This is a genomic window from Xylanibacter ruminicola Ga6B6 (assembly GCF_000687715.1).
Classification (GTDB): Bacteria; Bacteroidota; Bacteroidia; order Bacteroidales; family Bacteroidaceae; genus Prevotella; species Prevotella ruminicola_B.
Map to the genome: position 1 here is coordinate 1 of NZ_JHXD01000021.1, position 24,268 is coordinate 24,268.

At 46.4% G+C, this 24,268-nt stretch carries 24 protein-coding genes; 14 read left to right on the top strand and 10 right to left on the bottom strand.

Annotated elements, in window-relative coordinates; genetic code table 11:
• Positions 1–19: 19 nt before the first annotated feature.
• Positions 20–475, bottom strand: coding sequence for a cupin domain-containing protein (locus T500_RS0111745; RefSeq protein WP_028908270.1), 456 nt, complete (start codon positions 473–475; stop codon positions 20–22).
• Positions 476–696: 221 nt separating this feature from the next.
• Between T500_RS0111745 and T500_RS0111750 the strand changes: the two genes are divergently transcribed.
• From T500_RS0111750 to T500_RS0111765, 3 genes are all read left to right on the top strand, one after another.
• Positions 697–1,041, top strand: a complete 345-nt coding sequence (locus T500_RS0111750) for a winged helix-turn-helix transcriptional regulator (RefSeq protein WP_028908271.1) — start codon at positions 697–699, stop codon at positions 1,039–1,041.
• A gap of 340 nt (positions 1,042–1,381) precedes the next feature.
• On the top strand, positions 1,382–1,987 hold the full coding sequence (locus T500_RS0111760) for a hypothetical protein (RefSeq protein ID WP_028908272.1): 606 nt from the start codon (positions 1,382–1,384) through the stop codon (positions 1,985–1,987).
• Positions 1,988–2,072: 85 nt separating this feature from the next.
• Complete coding sequence (locus T500_RS0111765; RefSeq protein ID WP_028908273.1) at positions 2,073–2,399, top strand: thioredoxin family protein; 327 nt, start codon at positions 2,073–2,075, stop codon at positions 2,397–2,399.
• A gap of 48 nt (positions 2,400–2,447) precedes the next feature.
• Here the strand turns inward: T500_RS0111765 and T500_RS17005 are convergent, their stop codons facing one another.
• Positions 2,448–2,600: a helix-turn-helix domain-containing protein gene (locus T500_RS17005; protein WP_155267532.1), complete on the bottom strand. Its 153-nt coding sequence runs from the start codon at positions 2,598–2,600 to the stop codon at positions 2,448–2,450.
• A 122-nt stretch (positions 2,601–2,722) separates the two neighbouring features.
• Complete coding sequence (locus T500_RS0111770; protein WP_028908274.1) at positions 2,723–4,837, bottom strand: BT4734/BF3469 family protein; 2,115 nt, start codon at positions 4,835–4,837, stop codon at positions 2,723–2,725.
• 645 nt (positions 4,838–5,482) lie between these two features.
• Here T500_RS0111770 and T500_RS0111775 point away from each other — a divergent pair.
• Positions 5,483–5,881 carry an HU family DNA-binding protein gene (locus tag T500_RS0111775; protein WP_028908275.1) on the top strand — a complete coding sequence of 133 codons (399 nt, stop codon included), beginning with the start codon at positions 5,483–5,485 and terminating at the stop codon, positions 5,879–5,881.
• On the top strand, positions 5,878–6,024 hold the full coding sequence (locus tag T500_RS17010) for a nucleotidyltransferase family protein (protein ID WP_155267533.1): 147 nt from the start codon (positions 5,878–5,880) through the stop codon (positions 6,022–6,024). The genes T500_RS0111775 and T500_RS17010 overlap by 4 nt, the downstream gene beginning before the upstream one ends.
• A 28-nt stretch (positions 6,025–6,052) precedes the next feature.
• On the opposite strand, the gene T500_RS0111785 is transcribed toward T500_RS17010, so the two are convergent.
• On the bottom strand, positions 6,053–6,376 hold the full coding sequence (locus T500_RS0111785) for a nucleotidyltransferase domain-containing protein (RefSeq protein WP_028908276.1): 324 nt from the start codon (positions 6,374–6,376) through the stop codon (positions 6,053–6,055).
• Positions 6,377–6,562: 186 nt separating this feature from the next.
• Between T500_RS0111785 and T500_RS0111790 the strand changes: the two genes are divergently transcribed.
• Positions 6,563–8,485, top strand: coding sequence for a PAS domain-containing sensor histidine kinase (locus T500_RS0111790; RefSeq protein ID WP_196243515.1), 1,923 nt, complete (start codon positions 6,563–6,565; stop codon positions 8,483–8,485).
• Positions 8,486–8,524: 39 nt separating this feature from the next.
• Positions 8,525–10,420, top strand: a complete 1,896-nt coding sequence (locus tag T500_RS16510; protein WP_051612049.1) for a PAS domain-containing sensor histidine kinase — start codon at positions 8,525–8,527, stop codon at positions 10,418–10,420.
• Positions 10,421–10,447: 27 nt separating this feature from the next.
• On the opposite strand, the gene pepI is transcribed toward T500_RS16510, so the two are convergent.
• From pepI to T500_RS0111810, 3 genes are read right to left on the bottom strand one after another with little or no spacing between them, the layout of a single operon-like run.
• Positions 10,448–11,320 carry a proline iminopeptidase gene (pepI, locus tag T500_RS0111800; protein ID WP_028908278.1) on the bottom strand — a complete coding sequence of 291 codons (873 nt, stop codon included), beginning with the start codon at positions 11,318–11,320 and terminating at the stop codon, positions 10,448–10,450.
• A 3-nt stretch (positions 11,321–11,323) separates the two neighbouring features.
• Positions 11,324–11,854, bottom strand: a complete 531-nt coding sequence (locus T500_RS0111805; protein ID WP_013065595.1) for an FHA domain-containing protein — start codon at positions 11,852–11,854, stop codon at positions 11,324–11,326.
• Positions 11,855–12,961, bottom strand: coding sequence for an SPOR domain-containing protein (locus tag T500_RS0111810; RefSeq protein WP_028908279.1), 1,107 nt, complete (start codon positions 12,959–12,961; stop codon positions 11,855–11,857). It abuts the gene before it with no gap.
• Between the two features lie 109 nt (positions 12,962–13,070).
• On the opposite strand from T500_RS0111810, the gene T500_RS0111815 reads away from it, so the two are divergent.
• Positions 13,071–14,390 (top strand): UDP-glucose dehydrogenase family protein, encoded by a 1,320-nt coding sequence (locus T500_RS0111815; protein WP_028908280.1) that lies wholly within the window; start codon positions 13,071–13,073, stop codon positions 14,388–14,390.
• Positions 14,391–15,167, top strand: a complete 777-nt coding sequence (locus T500_RS0111820; RefSeq protein WP_028908281.1) for a DUF4738 domain-containing protein — start codon at positions 14,391–14,393, stop codon at positions 15,165–15,167.
• Here the strand turns inward: T500_RS0111820 and nudC are convergent.
• Together nudC and T500_RS0111830 are read right to left on the bottom strand one after the other, a co-directional pair.
• A complete protein-coding gene (nudC, locus tag T500_RS0111825; RefSeq protein WP_028908282.1) occupies positions 15,164–15,937 on the bottom strand; it encodes an NAD(+) diphosphatase in 774 nt (257 codons plus the stop codon). The two genes, T500_RS0111820 and nudC, sit on opposite strands and share 4 nt — an antisense overlap.
• Positions 15,934–17,700, bottom strand: coding sequence for a bifunctional metallophosphatase/5'-nucleotidase (locus T500_RS0111830; protein ID WP_028908283.1), 1,767 nt, complete (start codon positions 17,698–17,700; stop codon positions 15,934–15,936). Before T500_RS0111830 ends, nudC begins: the two co-directional genes overlap by 4 nt.
• Positions 17,701–17,832: 132 nt before the next feature.
• Here T500_RS0111830 and T500_RS0111835 point away from each other — a divergent pair, with 132 nt between their 5' ends.
• A complete protein-coding gene (locus T500_RS0111835) occupies positions 17,833–18,516 on the top strand; it encodes a DnaJ domain-containing protein (protein WP_028908284.1) in 684 nt (227 codons plus the stop codon).
• Here the strand turns inward: T500_RS0111835 and kdsB are convergent.
• Positions 18,496–19,242, bottom strand: coding sequence for a 3-deoxy-manno-octulosonate cytidylyltransferase (gene kdsB, locus T500_RS0111840; RefSeq protein WP_028908285.1), 747 nt, complete (start codon positions 19,240–19,242; stop codon positions 18,496–18,498). The two genes, T500_RS0111835 and kdsB, sit on opposite strands and share 21 nt — an antisense overlap.
• Positions 19,243–19,366: 124 nt before the next feature.
• Between kdsB and T500_RS0111845 the strand changes: the two genes are divergently transcribed.
• Genes T500_RS0111845 through T500_RS0111860 form a run of 4 tightly spaced genes read left to right on the top strand, consistent with a single transcriptional unit; the run spans position 19,367 to position 24,245 of the window.
• The gene (locus tag T500_RS0111845; protein ID WP_028908286.1) at positions 19,367–20,485 is read left to right on the top strand and encodes a phosphatidylinositol-4-phosphate 5-kinase; all 1,119 of its coding nucleotides are present in this window, start codon (positions 19,367–19,369) and stop codon (positions 20,483–20,485) included.
• Positions 20,486–20,511: 26 nt separating this feature from the next.
• Positions 20,512–20,958 carry a YhcH/YjgK/YiaL family protein gene (locus tag T500_RS0111850; RefSeq protein ID WP_028908287.1) on the top strand — a complete coding sequence of 149 codons (447 nt, stop codon included), beginning with the start codon at positions 20,512–20,514 and terminating at the stop codon, positions 20,956–20,958.
• Positions 20,959–20,993: 35 nt separating this feature from the next.
• On the top strand, positions 20,994–23,078 hold the full coding sequence (locus tag T500_RS0111855; RefSeq protein WP_028908288.1) for an alpha amylase C-terminal domain-containing protein: 2,085 nt from the start codon (positions 20,994–20,996) through the stop codon (positions 23,076–23,078).
• Positions 23,079–23,081: 3 nt separating this feature from the next.
• Positions 23,082–24,245, top strand: coding sequence for a DUF6057 family protein (locus T500_RS0111860; protein ID WP_028908289.1), 1,164 nt, complete (start codon positions 23,082–23,084; stop codon positions 24,243–24,245).
• Positions 24,246–24,268 lie beyond the last annotated feature (23 nt).

Genomic DNA, 24,268 nt, shown 5'->3' on the forward strand with positions numbered 1-24,268 from the left:
GCTTTGTCGAACATCTCGCTTACCATTTCAGTTCTTCCTGCAGGATGACACCATCAGTCATGGGACTGTCAGCCTCGGTGAAGGCATTGGCCTTGTACTGGATGCAGAGCATGGTCAGGTTCTCGCTGCCCGTGTTCTTCAGCGCACGCTTGCCATCGGGAGCAACACGGATAATGGTGCCCTCGCTGACAGGGAAGACCTCACCATCCACCTGATACTGGCCTTCACCCTTCAGGATAATGTAAAGTTCCTCGTGAGTCTTGTGGGTGTGCAGGAAACCGCTGTCCTGACCAGGAACGAGTGTCTGGAAACTCAGTTCGCTACTCGTTGCACCAACGGCCTGACCTGCGAACACCTTACCCTGAATAGTTACATCGGGTCCCATGGGAAGCACGTGCTCGATAATCTCATTCATCTTACCTACGCTTACTGCGCTGAAGTTCTTTCCACTCTTAATTGTCTCAATCTGTTTCATAATTCTTATTCGTTTAAAATATTATTTGTTCGTTTTGACGCTGCAAAATTACAACCTTTTTCTTATTCCCACAAGAAGGCACTTTTTGGTGAGATAGTTACCAAAAAGTAGGAATTGTGATGTTATCGGGCTTCTGCGAAAGTGACATTAACTTAGATTAACTAAGTATAATTTGGTAATTCGGTAACTATTGGTTACCTTTGCGCTCTAATAAGTATATTATGGCAGATATCAAAGCTGAGTATTTAGCCTGTCCTATCAGGCAAGTAGTGAGTCGTTTCGGTGACAAGTGGTCTATGCTGGTGCTCTATATGCTTCACACCAGCGAGACGGGTGTATTGCGCTTCAATGAGATCCGCCGTCTGATGACGGATTGTTCTCAGAAGATGCTCTCGCAGACACTGAAGAACCTGGAGCAGAGTCACCTTGTTCATCGTGAGGTCTATCCGGAGGTTCCTCCCCGAGTGGAGTATTCCCTGACAGACACAGGCAAATCGCTGATGCCTGCACTCACAGCTCTGATAGCCTGGGGCAAGGAGCATTTCAATGAAGTGGTAACAGATTAACATTGGAACCATTAATGACTTTTGTCATCGATATGGAGATATCTGATTTCAAAAGATTCAAATAAATATTTTAATGAGATAAATAAATTTGTTTAAATGAAATATGGAAATCCTTCATGATTTTGGATGGACAGACACTTTCGACATGGGCGATATTTCCATGTCTCGCTACACGGAAATGTTAGGCGCATTCTGGGTTCCTGTGTTTGGACAGCTGAATACGATGCACTGGGGATTCAGGCTTGTCAGATAATGTTCATGTCTAAAGGGGATTTCATTCAAGTAAATTCCAATTTTCAGAGTATTACATAACTTAATAAAGCATGAGGCAATAATAGAAATGAAAATAGAGAAATTCACAAATGATGACTTTGCTAAAGCAGCGCCACTGGCTGCTGGTGCATGGGGCGATTTTTATGCCGACGAACGGCAGTGGTTTATCGATGCAGTGGCAGAGTATATCCTTCGCTATAACTATAGCAATCCCTCGCTTGCCTTGAAGGCCGTGGGCGATGATGGCGTGATTCATGGGGTGCTGTTTGCCAACTTCCATGACGACAAGGCAGATGTCAGCCAATGGCGCGAGAACATTGAGGCACAGATGACCGACCATGAGCTTGAACGTTTCCGTCTATTGGCCGACTATATGCTGGAGGTTGACGGAAAAACGGTGCAGTGCATGAGTGACGGCGAAGTGAAACTATCGCTCTTCATCAGCAATCAGAAAGGCTGTGGGAAACTGTTGCTGCAGGAAATGATGGATGAGTTCCTGCACAGAGACCTAAGGCATCTATACCTTTGGACCGACACCAGTTGCACCCACGAATACTACCCACAACATGGTTTCACACTGGTAGGTCAGTTCCTCAGCGAGGTCTATGACTCCTACGCTCCTGGCTATACCACGTATATCTATAAGAAAGGCATATCATCAGAGAGCAAATGAAAGAATGGCTGTTTCTGATAGGTGCCATTGTCTTAGAGACATTTGCCACCACGATGCTCAAAATCCGAATTTACGGTAAGAATTGATGAAGCACTTGACTAACATAATAGATATAGAGCAGACCATAACGGATAACGGCATATGTCTGTTCTACATCAAGGCTCCAGATTGTGGAGTCTGCAATGTCATGCTTGATAAAGTGATGAGGTTGGCAGACCTGTTCCCGTCCCTGACTTCTTTCTATACAGATATCACCGAAGAACCTTTAATTGCAGGTCAATTCCTGGTTTATTCAGGACCAACCGTATTGCTTCTGATGGATGGCAAGGAAGTATATCGTGGATCTCAGTTCATTGACTTGGAAGAACTTGAATACAACATTAACCGATTGCTTAAGCTTTCAGAACAATGACTGACTTCGATACTATCTGGCGCACTCAGGATGAAATAAGGACGGTGGTTAATGCTGTTCTGGGTGAATACCGTATGCAACATCTGAAACTGCATCCTTACAGATAGTTGAAAGCGTCAAGTTATGTGTGCCTGACAGCCATCGGCTTACCTCTGTCTCGGTCTTACCCAGACGCTGAGCCAGATTCCTGGCCAATCTCATAATACCACCGTTGATTTCATCAGCGGACTGACCATCACGATTCGGACCAATTGCACGTTCTGTATTCTGATTTGAATATAATCCGCTAATTCCCAGTGAATTAGCGGATTTTGTTTGTGTTTTTATTTTTCAATCAACCAGTATTCCATGTGCTTGGTGGTTCGCTTGCTTGTAAAGTTGAACTGGATATCGTTCAGCGCACTGCCTATTTTCCTGAACGATGTTTCTGGATCGAAATTAGCATAGCGCGAGGCTAGTAGGGCACTGATGTCGCTCAGACTCCACCACTTGGCTTGCTCCGTTTCCTTGGGGCGGCGGAAGGTTTCGCCAATCATCTCTACCAAGTCGTTCAGTTTCTGGAACGGCTCGTTCTCGGCCATCAGCTGCTTAATTTCATCATCGTTCAACCAAAAGCGCTCACCTTTATTAAATAGGTATAGGGCCTGGGCAAACAGCTGCTCGTGGTTGAGCGTATCACTAAAGTCGATATTGCCCTCAACACCTACGCACACAAAACGTCGACTTCCTGTTGGGTCAACCAGTGGTTTCATTTGGTTGGTGGTGCCGATGAACGAGGTGTAGCGGCGATACAACTTGATGGTTTTGCCGTAGGGTGGTCGGAACTTTACGTCGCTCGACGATAATAGGTATTTCAGTACAATCTGCTGCGAATTTGTGGTCTTGTCAAACTCATCGATGTTGATGAGGGCAAAGCTGGTAAGGGCGATGTTCAGGTCGAACTCGTTCTTAAAGTTCAGCTTGTCGTTATAGTAATCGCGCAGTTCGGGTGGCAGGATTATTTTGCAGAATCGTGTTTTACCACATCCTTGGCGACCAATCAATAGGGGCGTTAGTGCATTGCCAGTCAACTGCTTATCGCTTTCGCGCCATTGTCCTACCATACCCATCAGCCAATATCTCAGGTACTTGGGCCAATGCGGCTGCGAAGTGGGCACACGGGCTGCCAGTTCGGCTATGTAATCATGCCCATCCCAAGCGGGCAACTGGTCGAGCCAGGTGTTTACGGGGTCGAACTGCTCAATGCGTGTTGAGTCGATAAAGCGGTTCACGTTTCTGTCCCACGCTTTCAGTCCTAACTCGGTGGCTCTCAGCGTCATATCGTTACGCACCTCTTCGGTAAGTGGTTTGAATCGCTGATCGTCGCTGAACTTTTCTCGATACTCAGCCACGCCCGTCAGCAGGTTCTTACGCATGTCGAAGTTCGAGTTCAGGAATATCTCTGTCTTCATCGCCTGGATAGTATCTTCGGGCACACTCTTCAAGGGCTTAATCTTGTGCTTCTCCAGATAATCCTTTTGTTCCGTCACGCTATAAACGGTCTGGAAACTCTTCTCCACCAGCATTTTGTCGCGATTCAGCACAGGGTGCAGCAGCGTCATACCTTTGGCGTGCGCCTGGGGAATGCCTTCGTCCAGACATCGGGCTGCTATCTGCATCAGTAGTTCTGCCTCCTTATTCTCATCGGGCAATTCGAAATAATGCCCCATGATGGTCTCAACAATAAAGGTCCAGTTCAGATGATAGGTACGCGTAACGGTGCGACCAGGCATCAGATGATCCTCATCCTTACTGATAGCTACGGGCTGGGGTAAGGTGTGCTCCTTTGTGTCGGCATAGAACGGGCGCGCCTCAGCATTGTACCCCATCTCAGGGTCGGCACTCATGTAAACGGTGCGATCCATTCGTGGCTCCAAAAACTGGATGTCGAATCCAAACTGGTTCTGATAGGCTTGTCTGGCTGTGTTATACAGATTAAGATGGAATTGGCGGATATCCTTCTCGCCCTTTGGCAAACCGCCATCATACAGCTCACCTCTGCATACTATTTTCACGCTTCGTCCCGATCCACCCAGAAAGCACATTAATGTTTCTGGCAGTTTCTTGGCCAACTCTCTTATTTCTACTGCCTTCTCGTAGGTTTGCAAGTCGTTTACCTCCAGCACTACCAATCCGTTGTAGGCCAGCATGCGCCAATCGCCTTTTCGATTCTGATAGTCGGCCACAAAGCAGATGCGTGGCAACTTGATGCCACCTTCCCATTGTACAGCTACCTGTCCATCTGCCAAACGGTGTGGATTCATCAGGTGATACACTTCGCGCGTTCTACGTACCGTTTTTTCTATCATACCATTCTTAATGGCTGAGGCCAGTTCAGCCAACTCTACACGGTTGATAACCTCTTTACGGCCGTCTTTTTTAAGTAATGTTACCTTCATAAGTTTATTAGTTATTTGTTTATGTTCGATAATCGCCTACAAATATACTGCAATTTCTCGCAAATTCCAAGAAATTTTGAAAATATTTTCATTAATCTAACTACATAATTACATAAAATCTTCTAAAACCCTTATAAACACTTACTTTTATGTATCAAACTAACTACACAAAAACTACATAAAACTACATTCTAACTACATAAAAGTTACTTTTCGTTCCTCCAAAAGCTACTTCTTGATAGGCAAAAAGTAACTTATAGCTATGCAAGCAATTACTTCTTATGGTACTTGCAACCTCCATCCTTAAGAGTCGTTGCAAAATTCTCTAGAGAATTTTCGGCTAAGTAACCTACTAACCATCTCTTACTCCCTAGCAAGCAACAAAATTCTCTAGAGAATTTTCTTAGGGGTGTAGGTGCTATGTAGTTTTATGTAGTTAGAATGTAGTTTTTATGTAGTTATGCAGACATCGTAAATACCTGTATTTACTTGTGTTTTGGCGCATTTTATGTAGTTATGTAGTTAACACAACTACTTTTTTCTAAAAAATTTTCCGCAGATTATCTCAAAATGAAGATTTTCGTAGACTTTCTTGTTTATTCTCTAGAAAATGTGTAAATTTGCACCACTAAAAACTTATTACTTATGAAATATAGATTAAAGAAAGAAACCAACCCAACACGTCCCACTTGCGGCAAGTATAAGGCAGTAGCTGTTCACTATCATACAGTAGATAGCAAACAGCTCATCAAGGAAACGGCCCAGCGCATGGGTACGCATACATCCAATGTCCTGGGAGTCTTATCGAGTGTTGCTGAAGTTGTTAATTCACATCTACGCGAGGGCGATCGTGTCCGTCTGCCAGACTGGGGTATGATGAAATTGGAGATTGAGAGCGAAAAGGTTGACAATCTCAAGGATTTTAAAGCCAAAAAGCACATCCGTGGTGTCCGCCTCCACTTCCTCCCTCAAAGTTACGAAGGCCACCAAGAACTCTACGAAGGCATCACCTTCGAGAAAGACAAGCTTTATACAGAGGAATGAAAACGTCGCAAGAGTATATTGCTCTGTTACGAGAGCATCAGTCTGAGTTGCAGCAGCAGTTCGGAATAGTAAGCATGCGACTTTTTGGTTCAGTGGCTCGTGGTGATCATCGCGATGGCATTGATATCTTTACAGCAGTTTAAAATCGTCGAGGATATTTCAAGAAGAGGCTTATATAAGGTTTATGCCATCACGTACCACGTTGTCGTAGAATGGGGTAATGCTGCTGGCATCCCATTCGGCTTTGGTGTACATAACGGGGTTGATTTGTTCGTTGAGTTTCCAACCTAACTCAACAAAGGGGAAACTTACATCATCGTAATCGCTCTGTTCCAAGCGGCTCTTAGGCAGAACAATCAGAATATCCCAATCGGAACCTCTTTTTGCTTCGCCTCTCGCTCTGGAACCAAACAGAATAACCAGACTGCCTTTGGGGGCAGACTCGCGTGCAACTGCTTTGATTTGGTCGAGTACCTTTCTGTTTTTATCTGTCATACAACGATGTTTGTTTGTTCTGCTGCAAAAATAGACAAAATACTCAAAACATCCAAATGTTTTGCAAAATAAGAAATGTAAATAAAACTTAAATAAGAGGCTAGCTTGACCAAATGTGCAATATTTGAGCTATATTTGCAATTAGTAAGACTAAAAACAGCTAATCTAAAATGGATGAATGAAGATGTGAGCAATAAAAAACAGAAGGCTCGTCTGGCGCTGATCATGAAAACAAGTAGGTTGCGCCTTTGGTTCTATGATCCTGCTACGCGCCATTTCTGTTACCTGTCGGAGGAGGGTGACTATGAACGCGAATATAACCCTGCTGATTTCGCCCTGTTTTTCCATCGTGACGATGTGGATCATATGCGTGATGTGGTCTTCGCTATCTGCGAAGGCAAGATGGATACGGGCAAGGTGAGCGCACGAAGTAGGGCGAAAAAGGAATCGGACTGCAGACACTACGAGATATCATTCTCTGTGATGAGTAGGGGCGAAGATGGACTGCCCACATCGTTGATGGCTATTCAGCACGACGTGACTGACGAGTATCAACGGCAACAGAAGATCAATGAGTTGCTGGCTCGTTATCACACGATATTCAACTCGTCGCTGCTCGATATGCTGTACTACGACAACAACGGCGTGCTGACCGATCTGAACGAACGTGCCTGTGCGGCTTTTAACGTGAAAAGTCGTGAACAGGTGCTCGATGGAAGTTTCCTACTCAAGAACAACCCCTTCTACAGTCAGATACCTCTGAATGATATGACCAACACGCTGACAGGCAGTATCATCGATTTCCACGAGTTTAAGACGCCTGAATACCGACTGGATGAGTTCGGCCTGACTGGTAGAATGTATTATGAATCGACCATCAATCCCATACGCAACGAACAAGGTGAGCTGGAGGGAGTGTATATGTCGGGCCACGACATATCAGAGATGGTGAACTCTTACCATCGCCTGCAGAACGGTCTGAAGCAACTGCAGCAGGGTACCGACAGCATCAAGCAGTATATTGCCAACCTGGACTATGCCCTGAGCGTGAGCGGTGTGCAACTGGTGAACTATTATCCACACTCTTATACGTTCGAACTCATCAATCGTGAGACGAAGAAGAGGTTGCGCATGTCGCAACTGCGCTGTATCCGACTGGCTACACCTCGATTCCGCAGAACGGTGAATAGTGCGCTGAACAGGATGGACCATCTGACTACTCGCGGCATTGTGCAAGCCATCGAGATTGAGATACGCGACAAGAAGGGCCGACAGATATGGCTGCTCTTCAACATGGTGCCTATGCTGAATGAAAAGGGTGAGGTGGAGCGCTACTTCGGCACATATCGTGACATAACTGAAGTGGTGGAGACGGAGCAGCGACTAGCTGTGGAGACGAAGAAGGCGCAGGAGACTGAGGTGGTGAAGCAGGCCTTCCTGACCAATATGAGCTATGAGATACGTACACCGCTGAATAACATTATAGGCTATGCCGGACTCTTTACCGGCGATCATGACAAGGACGACGAGCCTTTCTTCATCGACCAGATTAAGAATAGTACCAACGAGCTGTTGCTGGTGGTGAACGATATCCTCTACATATCGCGACTGGAGGCCAATATGGAGGAATATAAGAAGGATAATGTGGATTTCGCTTTTGAATTTGAAGGGTATTGCAAGAATGCATTGTCGAGCATCAAGCCTGGTGTACAGCCTGTAGTAGTGCAGCCCTACAACAAACTGGTGGTGGATATCGACGGCAGTCATTTGGCGATGGTCATCCAGCGCCTGTGCTATTTCTCCTGCGTGATGACTGAGCACGGCTCGATAACTGTAAGCTACGAGTATCATCGTGGTGAACTTACAATACGCATTGAAGATACTGGCTCTGGATTTACAGAAGAGGTAGCACCACACATCTTCGATCATAACTTTGCACGCAATGCAAATGGCGAACTGATAGGCTCTGGCCTAGACTTGCCTATCGCCCAGCTGCTGACCAAACAGATGGGTGGTACCATAGAGATACAGTCTGACTACGGAAAGGGCACAAGTGTATGGGTGTCGATACCTTGCACGGCCTCTGAGATTGAAAAGAAAAGGGATTAGGAATATTGAAGATTGAACATTGAAAATTGAAGATTGAAGATGAATATCATGTTTGACGAGCAGCAAGCCATGATGATGGCGCTCAACATCAGTGGCAACCACGTGATGTGTCTCGACTTGAAGGATAACCGTGTGTATGATTTGCACGGCAAGGCGATGTTCGGCAATAATGTGGGGATAGATATATGTTATACATATATTCATCCTGACGATCGTGAAAGGTTCCGCACATTTGTTGAGCGCCTGAGCGATGGTACAGATCTGGAAGCCGATTGCCATTATCGCTGGGATTACAACTATACAGGACAGGGCGAACCTGACTGGCACGATATGTATGGACGCGCTATTGCTGAATATGAGGACGGAAAGCCGGTGAACATCATCGCTACCCTGACTGATGAAACAGAGGTTAAGCAGAAAGAACGTGAGGTGGAGCATCTATCGGAGCGATATAGGTCGATATTCGAGAATTCTATCATCGGCATGTCGTTCTATTCGCCTGAAGGCTGGCTCATAGATGCTAACCAAATTATGCGACAGATCTGTCATTTCGATAGTGATACGAGCGATGAGTTCTTCTCGAAGATGAATCTCTTTGATGTGATGCCATTCAACGAGGTGCTGGATCGTGAGAATCCGGAAGACTACTGGGCCTGTTCGTTGAGTATCGTTCCAGAGCGCAACATGCGTGTATATCTGGAAATAAGCGTACATCCTATCTACGATGAAAAAGGAAAACTGATGTATATCTCGGTGACGGCCAACGACGTGACTGAGGAACGTAACATGTATCTCAACGTGATGGAGAACGATGCCAGGATGAAGAAGATGAACGAGGCCATCAAGAATTACGAGGCCGAGTTGCGCTATATGCTCCAGGCTTCGAAGATGCAAACATGGCGCATCAGTCTGGAGCGTGACACATTAGAGTTCTATGATGGACTGAACACTGTGATGCGCTCGTTCAGTCTGGAGCAGTTGCAGAAGATTTTCGTCGATCAGGAGCATCCGTTTGTCAAGGCACTTTCTGATCCTGCGGAAACCCTGAAGAAACCGTTGGTATATGTTGGTCAGATGTATCCAGTTGTGACCCAGAGCTCCACTGAGAATCAGTGGGTGCAGATTAACTGTATCCCAGAATTCGACAAGGAAGGAAATCTTCTGGGTGCATTTGGCGTATGGCGAAACGTCAACGACCTGATGTGCAAGCAGGATCAGCTGCGCAAAGAGACGAAGCGCGCCAGAGAGTCTGGACAGCTGAAGACGCTGTTCCTGGCAAATATGACGCACGAGATACGTACTCCAATCAATTCGATTGTGGGCTTTACAGAAGTACTATCGGCGCTGGAAGGAGAGGATAAAAAAGAAGTTATCCAGATTATCAAGAACAACTGCGATATGCTGTTGCGCTTGATCAACGATATCCTGACAGTTTCATCGCTTGAATCGGGCCAGATGGATATCAGGCCCGTTGAGGTGGATTTCGCTAAGTCGTTTAACGAGTTGTTTGAGTCGTTGCGCTCCAGAGTGCAGGAGCCAGGGGTGGAGTTCATAAAAGACAATCCTTATGCCACATTGCCAATCAAGGTCGATGTAGACCGTGTGTCGCAGGTCATCACCAACTTCCTGACTAATGCTGTGAAATATACCCATCAGGGACATATCAAACTGGGTTACCATACGGAGACCAGAACCATCGACGGCAAACAGCTTGAGGGCTTGTATGTATACTGTGAAGATACGGGTGATGGTATCGCACCAGAGTCTCAGCCCAGAATCTTCGACCGTTTCTACAAAGTAAATGATTTTGTACAGGGTACAGGTCTCGGACTTTCCATCTGTAAAGCCTTTACCGACGCCTGTCATGGCGACATCGGTGTGGTGTCAGAAGGAAAGGGGAAAGGTTCTGTATTCTGGATGTGGATTCCGCTTTAATCCTTCCTCGCTGGCTGTTCTATTCATTTAGTCGTTTTCTTTCAGCCACTTGGTAAGCACCTGGCAATACTCTTCGTGAGCATCGATAAAACAGGTGTGGCGCGAGTGGCGGAACAGATGCCATTGGCTGTGGGGGATATGCTCATAGAGCGAGGCTGCTACAACGGGGGTACAGATGTCGCGTGTGCCACTACAGATAAGTGTAGGCTGAGAAATCTGACCAAGCTTATCGGTATACTCGAAGTTTTTCAGACTGCCGAGTGGCTGATACTCGTTGGGGCCCCAGCCATAGAGGTAGGCTTCGGCACCAGCACGCTTAGGACGACGGAGACACTCTGATGAGTGTTCGTCGACACTGATAACAAACTGCTCAAAGTAATGATTGTTTGCCTGCAGATAGGCTTCATCATCCCATTTGCCTGTAGCTTCGGCATGACGGATGGCTTCCTGATCTTCGTCCGACAGGTATTTGATAAGACGGTGCTGCTCGCTGGCCCATAAACTGCTGGAGGCATGTCCTGATGACAGAATAAGTGACTTGATGCCCTGAGGCTGGTGGTCGATCACATAAGCTATGGCCTGCATAGCTCCCCACGACTGGCCAAGTATATGCACGGTATCGAGCTGAAGATACTCGCGGATGGCGATAAGTTCGTCTATCCACGTCTTCTGCGTCCAAAGTTCAGGGTGCCCGTCGAGATAAGAATTGCCGCAACCTATCTGGTCGTACGAGATAACCTGTCGTCCGGTTTCTGCGATGCAGTCGAGTACCTCGAAATAGTTGTGCGTACTACCAGGACCGCCATGCAGCAACAATAGCGGTGCTTTCTCAGATACCTCGCCTACTATGCGGTAGTAGGTTTGGTAGCCCATAAACGGCATATAGCCTTCGGTAATCATATTTTATTCTTCGTCGTTGGATGTGCGAAGGATGATAGAGGTGGCACCAAGGGTGAACAGGGTGCCATCGCTGATAACACGGCGCTCTTTTGGGGTGAGCTCTACGTTATCGATAAAGGTGCCAGTGTTGCTGTTGTTGTCTTTCAGCGTATAACGCAAGCCACCTTTCTTATCACGACTAACGGTGATGGTGCAATGATTGAGATCGACGCTGGGATCTACTGTCTCGAAAGCGGTATTGGCAGGATTACCTTTCTGATAACGACCAATGATGTTGTCGCCCATACGGAGAGGGATAACCTGCTTGTAATGGAATACGTTTTCGATGACTACGATTGATCCGCAACCCTGTTCGTTGGCCTGCTCGTCGGGGTTTTCATCTTTCTGACGCTCACGAAGCTTGCTCACGCCGATACGGATGCCAAACTCCTTGCCGCAGTCGGGGCATTTGAAAACCAACGACTGACCAGCCTCGTACTTGGTCTCATCGAAGGTGATGTACTGGTCGCACTTAGGGCAGCGTACTCTCTTCATTTACTTGTTTTTCTCGTTATATTTGTAAACCCAAGATTCGGCCAAATCCTTTTCTTTGGCTATCTTCTGTAACTGGGTATAAGCATCGGCTTGATTCTCATAGTGACCGTAAACGATACGGGTAACATTGTTGTGCACATAAATCTCGGCACCCTTGTAACCACGCTCTGCCAGATTGTTGATGAAAATCTCGGCATTCTGCTTGTTAACATGACTGGCCAGCACAATGCAGTAACCTTCGCGAGCACTGTCGGTCTTAATGGCAACAGGCTTGGTAGCCTCGGCCTCGACAGGCTTAGCGGGCTTGATGGTATCGAGGATAGCCTCGGCAGTTTTAACTGCGGCTGGCTTCTGAGTATCCTTACGCTTAAAATCGATGGCGCTGGTGTTAGTATCCTTCGAGGTCATCATACCAAACAGGATCTGATTGTTCAGATTGTTGATGGTGCTCTTCATCAGCTCGGTCTTGCCAGTAGGCATGGCAACAAAGAACACAGCCAACAGGATGGCGGCAACAGCCACGGCATTGCGAATCCATGAGAACTTGATGCGTACTACATCGGTATCGTCGTCGTTGATATCAACCAGGTTCTGTTGCAGCACGCTGTTAACCTCGGGCTTGGGTTCGGGCTTCATCTCCACAACCTTGGCTGCAGGAGTTTCCTCAACCTCAGGCAGGGTGACAACCTTAATCAAGCTCATCTCGAACGAGTTGAGTCCATACAAGCTTGGGGTAAGAATGCCTGCCTCGCAAGGGGTAAACACGTAGTTTCCATCCTCGTTAAGCTCTAATATACCTATATTATTAAGCTCGTAGCGACCTTCGTTCTGCAGGGTTTGAGTCAGTTCGTTCACTTCGTCTTCAATACGCTGAAGGGCCTCTGGATAGCTGATGTCGTAAGCCTCGATGTACGACTGGGCCAGAAGTGAATCGTTAATCTTAAGTTGTGGGTTAAAACCTAATGTACGGAGTGGGGGGAGGAAGGCCTGCTCGTCTTCCTCGTATCTTGCCTCGACATGATGCGCCATGAATCCGCCCAAACCAGGCACAATCACGCAATCGTTGTCGAGCAACAGTATCTCAATATGTCTATCTAATTCAATCACGGCTGCAAAATTACTGCATTTTTTCGACATAAACAAATAAAAGAAACTTAAAATGCTTGGGAAATTAAAAATTTAGTGTACCTTTGCACAAAAATTAGTTGTTAACAGTATGAATATTGCTATTGTAGGAACCGGATATGTAGGTTTGGTATCGGGAACATGCTTTGCCGATACCGGTGCAAACGTAACGTGTGTAGACGTTGATGAAAAGAAAATTGAACGCCTGAAGAACGGGGAAATCCCCATCTATGAACCTGGACTCGACGAGTTGGTAAAGAAGAATGTGGCCGCAGGTCGCTTGAAGTTTACTACCGACTTGGCTTCTGTGCTTGATGATGTGGAGATCGTTTTCTCAGCTGTAGGTACACCTCCAGATGAGGATGGCTCAGCCGATTTGAAATATGTGCTGCAGGTGGCTAAGACCATCGGACAGAACTTGAATAAATACCTGGTTGTTGTAACCAAGAGTACTGTTCCCGTAGGCACAGCTAAAAAGGTGCGTAAGGCTATCGAGGACGAGCTGGCAAAGCGTGGCGTTGATATCGAATTCGATGTGGCTTCGAACCCAGAGTTCCTGAAAGAGGGTAACGCCATTAAGGACTTTATGAGTCCCGACCGCGTGGTAGTAGGTGTTGAGAGCGAGAAAGCCAAGAAAACGCTGACCAAGCTTTACAAGCCCTTCCTTATTAATAATTTCCGCGTGATTTTCATGGATATACCATCGGCCGAGATGACCAAATATGCCGCAAACTCGATGCTGGCAACCCGTATCTCGTTCATGAACGATATCGCCAACCTTTGCGAGCGTGTTGGTGCCGATGTTAATATGGTACGCGCAGGTATTGGTAGCGATACACGTATCGGACGTAAGTTCCTGTATGCAGGTTGCGGTTATGGTGGCTCTTGCTTCCCTAAGGATGTAAAGGCGCTGATTAAGACTGCCGACCAGAATGGCTACTCGATGGAGGTGCTGAAAGCTGTTGAGCGTGTAAACGAAAAGCAGAAGAGCGTGCTGTTTGAGAAGCTGGTTAAGGCATTTGGCAGTGTTGAGGCTCTGAAGGGTAAGACTATCGCCATGTGGGGACTCTCGTTCAAGCCTGAGACCGACGATATGCGTGAATCAACAGCCCTTGTGATGATTGCCAAGTTGCTTGAGGCTGGTTGTAACGTACGTGTTTACGACCCAATCGCTATGGAAGAGTGTAAGCGTCGTATCGGCGAAACGGTAACCTATTGTCGCGACATGTACGATGTAGTACTGGATGCTGATGCCCTGTTGCTGCTTACCGAGTGGAAGGAGTTCCGCCTGCCAGGATGGGGTGTGATTAAGAAAGCTATGAAGCGTCCGTTGGTTATCGATGGTCGTAACATCTTTGATACAGAGGAACTCGACGAGAATGGCTTTGAATATCATTGCATAGGTAAGTAAATGAAGAATATTTTAACGATATCAATGTTGATGGTTGTTCTGGTAGCTTGTAACCAGAACAACTCATCATCGTTGCCCGACGATAAGGAGGCTAAGGAGATGCTTCAAGGTGTATGGGTGGATGAGGAGAGTGGTGATGTGTCGTTCCGTGTAAGCGGAGATACGCTCTACTTTGCCGATACTACCAGTATGCCAACCTACTTCCGCATCTATAAGGACTCGCTTTATCTGGCATCGGGAACGGCATATAGTATCGTTAAACATACCGAACATCTCTTCTGGTTTAATAATCAGAATGGTGATTTGTTGAAGCTGCAGAAGAGCGACGACGATGATGCCGATATCGAGGCTACTGCTCCGAGTGTGCTTACCTATACCCATCAGGTTAAGATCGACTCGGTGGCTGCCTATAACGGCAATCGCTACCATTGGTATATTGCCATTAATCCTACCAAGTATAAAGTAACAAAGCGTACTTTTAATGAGGACGGATTGGAAGTAGAGAATGTGTATTACGACAACATTATGCACATTAGTGTTTTCCAAGGCGCACGTCAGATCTATTCGAGCGATTTTCGTAAGCAGCAGTATCAAGGCTTAGTGCCTGCTGCTTTCTTAGAAGATGCCATTCTGGCCAATATGGCCTTTAGTCATATTGATGCCGCTGGCTTGCATTTTAACGCCACACTATGTATCCCTGATGGCGCTACCTGTTATATGGTAGAATCAACCATCAGTTATACGGGTGTGTTATCGATGCAGTTAGTAGAGTATTAATCTTTCTCAGCTAACCACGCATCGAGCAGCATACGTGCAATTGATAATTTTTCGGGGATAGTAGGCAGGTTGTCTTTACGGAACCAGCCTCCTTTAGCTATTTCGCTGGCTTGTAGGTGGATGTCGCCTGATACATAGTCGGCATTAAAGCCAACCATCAGTCCGCAAGGGTAGGGCCAGGGCTGCGAACCAAAATAACGTATGTTGGTAATCTTTACGCCTGTTTCCTCGAATGCCTCACGGGCTACCGCTTCTTCGAGTGTTTCGCCTGTCTCAACAAATCCTGCTACCAATCCGTAGAAATCGGTACGGAAGTTCTTGGCGCGGACCAGCAGAACCTCGTCGCCTTTGTGTATCAGCACGATGACTGCTGTAGCTAATTGTGGCCATATTTCCTTGCCACACTCAGTACATTTCTTCGAGATGTCGGTATCCATTCGCATAGGGGCACCACACACTCCACAATACTTGGTGTTGGCATCCCAATACAGCAGCTCCTGACATTTGCCGGCCTTTTGGTACAGGGCTTTGTCAAGTTTGTAATAGCTCTGTCGCAAACCGCACATCTCGTAGCGTGGGTCGTCGCAAACCGGACTGTCTATCTTATATGTCTTTACCTCAACGCCATCCAGAGGAGTAACGGTCATTACGTTGGTCCAAGGCTTCACCTCGGTGGGTGGTTCTTCCTGAAAGGGGATGGTGTATCCGCCATCTGCGGTTTTTTCTAACAATAAGTCTTCTTTGCAGAATACAAAATAATGTTGTTTCATTTTCCAAACAGTTGTTTACGGTCTCTTTCGAGTGCAGGTTTTGTCCATGCCTCGGGCACAAACTTCCAGTTGTTATTTTTCTGTGGGTCGATAGTTCCCAAACGTTTAATCTCTTCTGTCAGATAGTGGCGCTGATCCAGTTCGGTGTGGAAGAGTACACGACTCTCAAGCGAATCCTGTGGGATACCTGCACCACGAGTCAGCAGTTCGCCACCGCCATTGGCGCGGTAGCTGTTCATCACAACCTTATACCATTTCTTCTCGTCGAATGGCTCACCGTTCGACATGCGCAGGATTCTCACCTTCTGTCCGTCGGGCTTGGTCAGATCTACCTCATAGTCGATGCCGCAAGCCGAGTCGAAGTTAAAGGTGTAGTATTGGAAGCCTGTACGCTGCTGGTCTTCCTTCGAATCGTCGTTTAAACGCAATGCGTGGTCGTTGGGCGATGTCATTGTGTTGCACCACATGTCGTACGAGAACTCCAGGTGCTTTCTGATTTCCTCACCAGTCATCTTGAGTACAAACAGCAGGTTCTCAAAACGATACAGCTTAAACATATCAGCCTGTGTAACCTCGCCGGCATCGATGGTGGTATTGAATGCCAAGGGGGCGTTGAACGATATGTCGGCCTTAGAGATGCTCATCTGCAGATTGTGAATCAGATCGGTAAATGCCGAGTTGCCAAAGAAACTCTCGCGGGTGTAGATAGGATTCTTAAAGTAACCAATCTTCTGGCTCACATATTCCTTTACCTTATCGATGGTAGGCTGGAAGTAGGTAATCATCTGCTTGTCGATCTTCTCGTCGCGCACATTTACAATGTTACCGATAATGCTTTTCTTGCTAAGCTTGCCATCCTTGTATGTCAGCGTAATCTCTGCTTCAGCCACGTTGTTTACATAGCATGAGGGATCTACACAAAGCACCTTTTCGCCAGCTTTGTTGGTAATCAGCATGTTGTGTACCTGATGGTCATGACCAAAGAAGATAACATCGAAACCAGGAACCTCGCGGGCTACTGATTCTGTTGCATCTTCCTCGTATTCTGCTGTTTTGATACCACCATTCAGGCCTGAATGGAACAAACCGAAAATCAAATCGGGCTTCTCGTTCTCCTTTACATACTTGATCCATTTCTTGGCGCATGCGGTCATCTCCTCGAACTCCAATCCTTTCCAGATTGATTTGTTCAGCCAATTGGGGATGGCAGGTGTAAGCATGCCGATAACTACAATCTTAACCCCATCTTTATAATGTACAGAGTAGGGCTTCAATCCTGTATAAATGTGCTCAGGACGGGCCTCGGCATTCTTGTATTCCTCCTTAACGATGTTGGCGCCCAGCAATGGACAGCGAACCTCGCGAATCCACTTGTCGTAAACCTTGTGACCAGGCTCGATGTCGTGATTACCTACGGTTTCGGCATCGTATTTCATGTAGTTGATAACCGAAGCTGCGATGTTCTCGTCCTCGGGCATCACATAGTTCGACCAATATACGCAAGGCTGACCTTGCAGGATGTCGCCATTATCTATCAACAGGAAATGATCCTCGCCATACTTTTTACGCTGCTTTTTGATATAGGTGTTTGCACGCGAAAGTGTACCCTTGATGGGTGTCTGCTCCATAAAGTCGTAAGGGAAAAAATGTCCATGCACATCGCTGGTTTCAATCACCTTAATTTTTACGGTCTTATTGTCTTTTGCCTCAATGGGCGCCACTGATAACAGTGTGGAAATCAATATGATAGTAAGCTTTTTCATCAATTTTCTTATTTTTGTCTGCAAAATTACATAAATAAGTTGATATGCCCAAATATTTACCTGATTATTTTGTTTTTTGTTTGGCACATTTTTTGCTGGAAATGTTGAAAAAAGAAGTAGGAGGATAAGATTATGGCATTTATTGATTATTACAAGATTTTAGGCGTAGATAAAACAATTGCGCAGAAGGATGTAAAGAAGGCCTATCTGAAACGTGCTAAGCAGTTTCATCCCGATTTGCACCCTGATGATCCCAAGGCTCAGGCAAAGTTCCAGGCCTTGCAGGAGGCTTATGATGTGATTGGTGATCCCGAGAAACGTAAAAAGTACGACCAGTATGGCGAGAAGTGGCGCGAGGCCGAGCAGTTTCAGGGGTTTGGAGGTGACGGTCAGGCTGGCGGCAACCCGTTTGGTGGTTTCGACTTTAGTGGTTTCCAGAGTGGAGGTGGCTTCTCATCGTTCTTCGAGGATCTGTTTGGCCGCAAAGGTCGACAAGGCGGAGGCTTCGGTGGCTTCCAAGGTTTTGGCGGCGGTCGTCAGGCCCGAACGCATAGTGGCGAGATGAATGCTAACGTTACGATAGATCTTTACACTGCTATGTTAGGCGGCGAGGTGATTGTAACCCTGTCGAACGGTCAGAAGTTGAAGCTGAAAATTAAACCAGAAACGCAGCCAGGCACTAAGGTCCGACTGCGTGGTAAGGGGTATGATAGGGGCGATGGCACCTTTGGTGATCTCATCATTACCTATCAGGTAAAACTTCCAACAAATCTCACTGAGCGTCAGAAGGATCTTTTACGCCAGATGCTTCAGTAAGAACTCTTCGGCGCGGGTCAGATCCTCTGGGGTGTCGATACCAACTGTTTCGATATCGGTCATACCCACACGGATGCGGTAGCCGTTCTGTAACCAACGTAATTGCTCCAGGCTCTCTGCTTTTTCCAGACTGCTTTGGGGCAATTTTGTTACTTCGGCCAAAACCTCACGGCGATAAGCGTAGATACCCAAGTGCTTCAGGAATGGGTATTCGCCAAACCACTCGCTACGCTCCTTGCCTCGGATAAAAGGAATTACACTACGGCTAAAATAGAGTGCAAATCCACGATTATCGGTAACAATCTTCGGAGAATTAGGATTCTCGATAGCCTCGATCGATTCGAACAGTTTTCCTAATGTACCAATCTGTGTCTCTGGTGCATCAAAAAGGTGCATCAAGGTTTCAATCTGCGAGGGCTGTATAAATGGCTCGTCGCCCTGTACATTGATGATTACATCTGCATCCGATCCGATCTTCTCGGCAGCCTCTTCAATACGGTCGGTACCACTCTTGTGGTCGGCACGTGTCATCACGGCTTTACCGCCAAAGGCCACTACTGCGTCAAAAATGCGCTGGTCGTCGGTTGCTACATATACTTCGTCGAGCACGCTTTTAACTTGCTCGTACACTCTCTGAATCACTGTTTTTCCGCCCAGTATTGCAAGCGGCTTGCCCGGATATCTTGTAGAAGCATAACGGGCAGGAATAATAGCCATAAACTTCATAACGGGTGCAAAGGTAAACAAAAAAACTGATGAAAACGCAAAAACTTATAAAATTATAGGTAAGTAATTTGCGCACCTCGATTATTTTATTTAAATTTGCACACTAAAATAGGATATATTGCAAATGAATATAAATAAACTTTCGATTATAGCACTTTCATTGTTTCTGCCTTTTACTGCAGATGCGCAGAAGATAACACTCGGCTCGGCCACAACTAAGGATGGTGGCGATTATCAGGGCGAAATGGTAATGGGAAAACCAAACGGTAAGGGTAAGGCTGTTTATAAGAATGGCAACCTTTACGAAGGCGAATACGTTAAAGGCAAGCGTCAGGGTTTTGGCATTTTTACCTTTTTTGATGGCGAGAAGTACGAGGGTGAGTGGTTCCAGGATCAGCAGCATGGCAAGGGAACATATTACTTCGCAAATAACAATCGTTACGATGGCTTGTGGTTCCGCGATTATCAGCAGGGCCATGGTGTGATGTACTACTATAATGGCGATAAGTATGATGGCGAGTGGCGACAGGATAAGCGTTCGGGCTTTGGTACCTATACTTTTGCCAGTGGTGCTTTCTACAAAGGCGATTGGTTGAACGATAAAAAGAACGGCAAAGGCATCTACGACTGGGGCGATGGCTCGGTTTATGATGGCGATTGGAAGGAGAATATGCGCTCGGGTAAAGGTACCTTTAAGTATGCTGGAGGCGATGTGTATATTGGTCCTTGGACTGATGACGAGATGAACGGTCGTGGTATCTATAAGTTCCAGAATGGCGACGTTTACGAGGGCGACTACGTAAAAGGTGAGCGTACTGGTCAGGGCATTTTTAAGTATGCCAATGGCGACGTCTATACAGGTCAGTTCTTTAAGGGCGACAAGCAAGGTCAGGGTACGCTGGTATGGCAGAATGGCGATACCTACGTAGGTCAGTGGAAAGCCGATAAACAGGATGGGCGTGGAAAGCTTACCAAGAAGAGCGGCGATACTGTTGAGGGAACCTTTAAAGCCGGTCAGCCTAATGGCGAGTGTATTGCCCGTTTTGCCGATGGCTCTAAATTCAAAGGCATTTTTAAGAACGGTCGTCGTAACGGTGCGGCTATCGAGGAGGATAAGGACGGTAATCGTTTCGAAGGCACCTATCTCGATGATGTTCGTGATGGCAACTTTGTAGAGAAAGACCGTAATGGTAAGGTAACCGCTCAAGGAACCTATACCCGTGGACACAGACAATTAAAGTAACAAACAACTTAAATATTTTACTGATTATGATTATTGATACAATTGAGAATCTGGGCAAATACGTAACACTTAATCCGTTGTTTGCCGATGTGGTTGAGTTTCTGAAAAACAACAACCTCCAGGCGATAGAAGAGGGTAAGCACTTTATCAAGGATAAGGATCTGTTTGTAAATATTCAGGTGGCTAAGGGCAAAACCCAAGAGGCAGCAGTTCTCGAAACACATATCGAGATGATTGATATCCAGATTCCTATCACCTGTGAAGAAACTTTCGGTTATACGCCTCTGTGCGATCTGCCCGATTTCGAGTATAACGCCGAAAAAGATATCACCAAGTATGGCGACACCAAGGCTCAGACCTATGTAACGGTTAAACCTGGTCAGTTCGTCATCTTCTTCCCGCAAGATGGTCATGCCCCTTGCATCATCAACCAGCCTGAAATCAAGAAAGCCATTTTCAAGGTTAAGGCATAAAACATTAAAAGCAAAACAATAAAAATACAATAACTATGGAAACAAAGAAACAATCTGTCAAGAAACCGGCAGCCAAAAAGACCTCGGCCAAGAAAGCTGCTCCTACACAGCCTGAACACATCGGCTTGGTACGTAACGACTCGTGGTTGGAACCTTTTGAGGGTGCTATCCGTGGCCGTCACGATCATGCTGTATGGAAGATGAACCAGCTTACACAGAACGGCAAGAAAACGTTGAGTCAGTTTGCTTCTGGTCATCTTTATTTTGGTCTGCATAAGTTGTCAAAGGGCTGGGTGTTCCGCGAGTGGGCGCCTAACGCTACTGATATCTATCTGATTGGTGACTTTAATAACTGGCAGGAGAGCGAAAAGTACCGTTGCAAGCGTATCGAGGGTACGGGCAACTGGGAGTTGAAACTCAGCGAAAAAGCCCTGAAGCACGGTCAGCTTTACAAGATGAAGGTAAAGTGGAATGGGGGAGAAGGCGAGCGTATTCCTGCCTGGTGCCGTCGTGTGGTTCAGGACGAGAATACAAAGATTTTCTCAGCTCAGGTTTGGAATCCTGAGGAGAAATACGAGTTCAAGAAAAAGAACTTCAAACCCAAGAAGAACCCCTTGCTCATTTATGAGTGCCATGTAGGTATGGGACAGGATGCCGAGAAGGTTGGTACCTATAAGGAGTTTAAGGATAATGTGTTGCCGCGCGTTATCAAGGATGGTTATAACTGCATTCAGGTAATGGCCATTCAGGAGCATCCTTATTACGGTTCGTTCGGCTATCATGTATCATCGTTCTTTGCACCAAGTAGCCGTTTCGGCACTCCTGAGGAACTGAAGGAATTGATTGATACTGCTCATAAGAATGGTGTGGCAGTTATCATGGATATCGTACATTCGCATGCTGTTAAGAACGAGGTTGAGGGTCTTGGCAATCTGGCTGGAGATCCTAATCAGTTCTTCTATCCTGGCGATCGTCATGAGCATCCGGCATGGGATTCACTTTGCTTTGATTATGGTAAGGACGAGGTGCTGCACTTCCTGCTCTCAAACTGCAAATACTGGCTCGAGGAGTTTAAGTTTGATGGTTTCCGCTTTGATGGTGTTACCTCTATGCTTTACTACTCGCATGGCTTGGGTGAGGCCTTTGGTGGTTATGGCGATTACTTTAATGGTCACGAGGATGATAACGCCATCTGTTATCTCACCTTGGCCAATAAGCTGATACATGAGGTTAATCCTGCTGCTATCACCATCGCCGAAGAGGTGTCGGGTATGCCTGGGCTCGCTGCTAAGTTCGAGGATGGCGGATATGGTTTCGACTACCGTATGGCTATGAATATCCCCGATTACTGGATTAAGACGATTAAAGAGGTACGCGACGAGGATATCAACGTATGCTCTATCTTCTGGGAGGTTAAAAATCGTCGTCCCGATGAGAAGACTATTTCTTACTGTGAGAGTCACGACCAGGCACTCGTTGGCGATAAGACCATTATCTTCCGCTTGATTGATGCCGATATGTATTGGCACTTTGCCAAGAAGGATGTGAATGATATTGCCCAGCGTGGTATCGCCCTGCATAAGATGATCCGCTTGGTTACTGCTGCAGCTATCAATGGTGGCTACCTGAACTTTATGGGTAACGAATTCGGCCATCCTGAGTGGATCGACTTCCCACGTGAGGGTAATGGCTGGAGCTATAAGTACGCACGCCGTCAGTGGAATCTGGTCGACAACAAGGACCTTTGCTACCATTGGCTGGGCGACTTTGATCGCGAGATGCTGAAGGTGATTAAGGGCGTACGCAACTTCCAGGCTACACCTGTTACAGAGATATGGCACGATGATGGCGACCAGGTGCTCTGCTTTATGCGTGGCGACTTGGTATTTGTGTTCAACTTCTCGCCCACACGTAGCTATACCGATTATGGATTCTTGGTACCCACCGGTTCGTATAAGGTGGTTCTTAATACCGATTCGAAAGACTTTGGTGGCAACGGCTTTGCCGACGACACTGTTACCCACTTCACAAACTATGATCCGCTTTATGTGGCCGATCATAAGGAGTGGCTCAAACTCTATATCCCGGCTCGCTCAGCCGTTGTGTTGAAGAAAATTTAAAATATGAATTATCGTAAAAAGAAACAAGAAGATAGCGCCATAACCATACGCGTTGTGTGCGCTATCGTTTTTATTCTATTCTCTTGGTGCTGGCTGTACTATTTTCAGAACGATCTGCTGATGATGGCACAGCATGTGCTCAGTCATGGTATTACGCATTATAACCGGTTGGTGGGTGCCATAGGCATCACCCTCGTGCTTTATCTGCTCCAGCACCTTATTCATAAGGTAACGCGTCTGAATAAGAGTTTTTATGCGCTTACCTATTTTCCATCTATGTTGGCTTTGGGCATGCTTTCCGACATTGTACCCGATCCAGCGGGTGGCATCACACATGCGTTCTCGTGGTGGCTTATCATTGTTTATCTCTTGCTGTGGGGTGGATGTACCTATCTGTTTACCAAACTGCAGGAACTAGACGATGATCCAAATCCGCATCTCCTGTCGCGTTCTATGTGGATGAACCTGCTTATCATGGTGCTCCTCATGATTCTGACGGTAAGTATCGGCAATACCAATGCTGTATTCCATTATCGTATGCGAGCCGAACGCTGTTTGCTCGAGGGTGATGTGGATGGTGCCTTGGCCGCAGGTAAAAAATCGTTAGAGTGCGACGAGCATTTGGTGATGTTGCGTATGCAGGCATTGGCTCGTCAGGATGCCTTAGGCGAGAAGCTCTTCGAGTATAAGGTATGTGGTAGCAGCAAGAGTATTCTGCCAACCGATGGTCACTCCACCTTATTATTATATCCTGTCGACAGCGTGTATAAGTTCATGGGTGCAGCTCCAGCCTATCAGATGTCACCTATGCATTATCTTGAGTTAGTGCAGCACCATGTGCTGTGTAAGGATACCGTACCCAGTAAGGTGGTAGCCGATTATCAGTTGTCGGGTTATCTCATCGATAAGCAGCTTGATAAATTTGCTGGCGAGGTTGGTAAGTATTACGCCCTGAACGATAGTCTGCCTAAGCACTATCGCGAGGCCTTGGTGCTCTATGGACATCTGCGTTCAAAGCCTGTGGCTGTTTATCGTAACACCGTGTTAGACGAGGATTACGAAAACTTCCGCGAGCTGCGCCGCCAGTATCCTAATAAAATGGAACAGAAAGGTAAGGTAGAAGACCAGTACTTTGGTACATACTGGTATTACTATTGGTATGAGTAAAGTTAATAATCGATATAAACAAT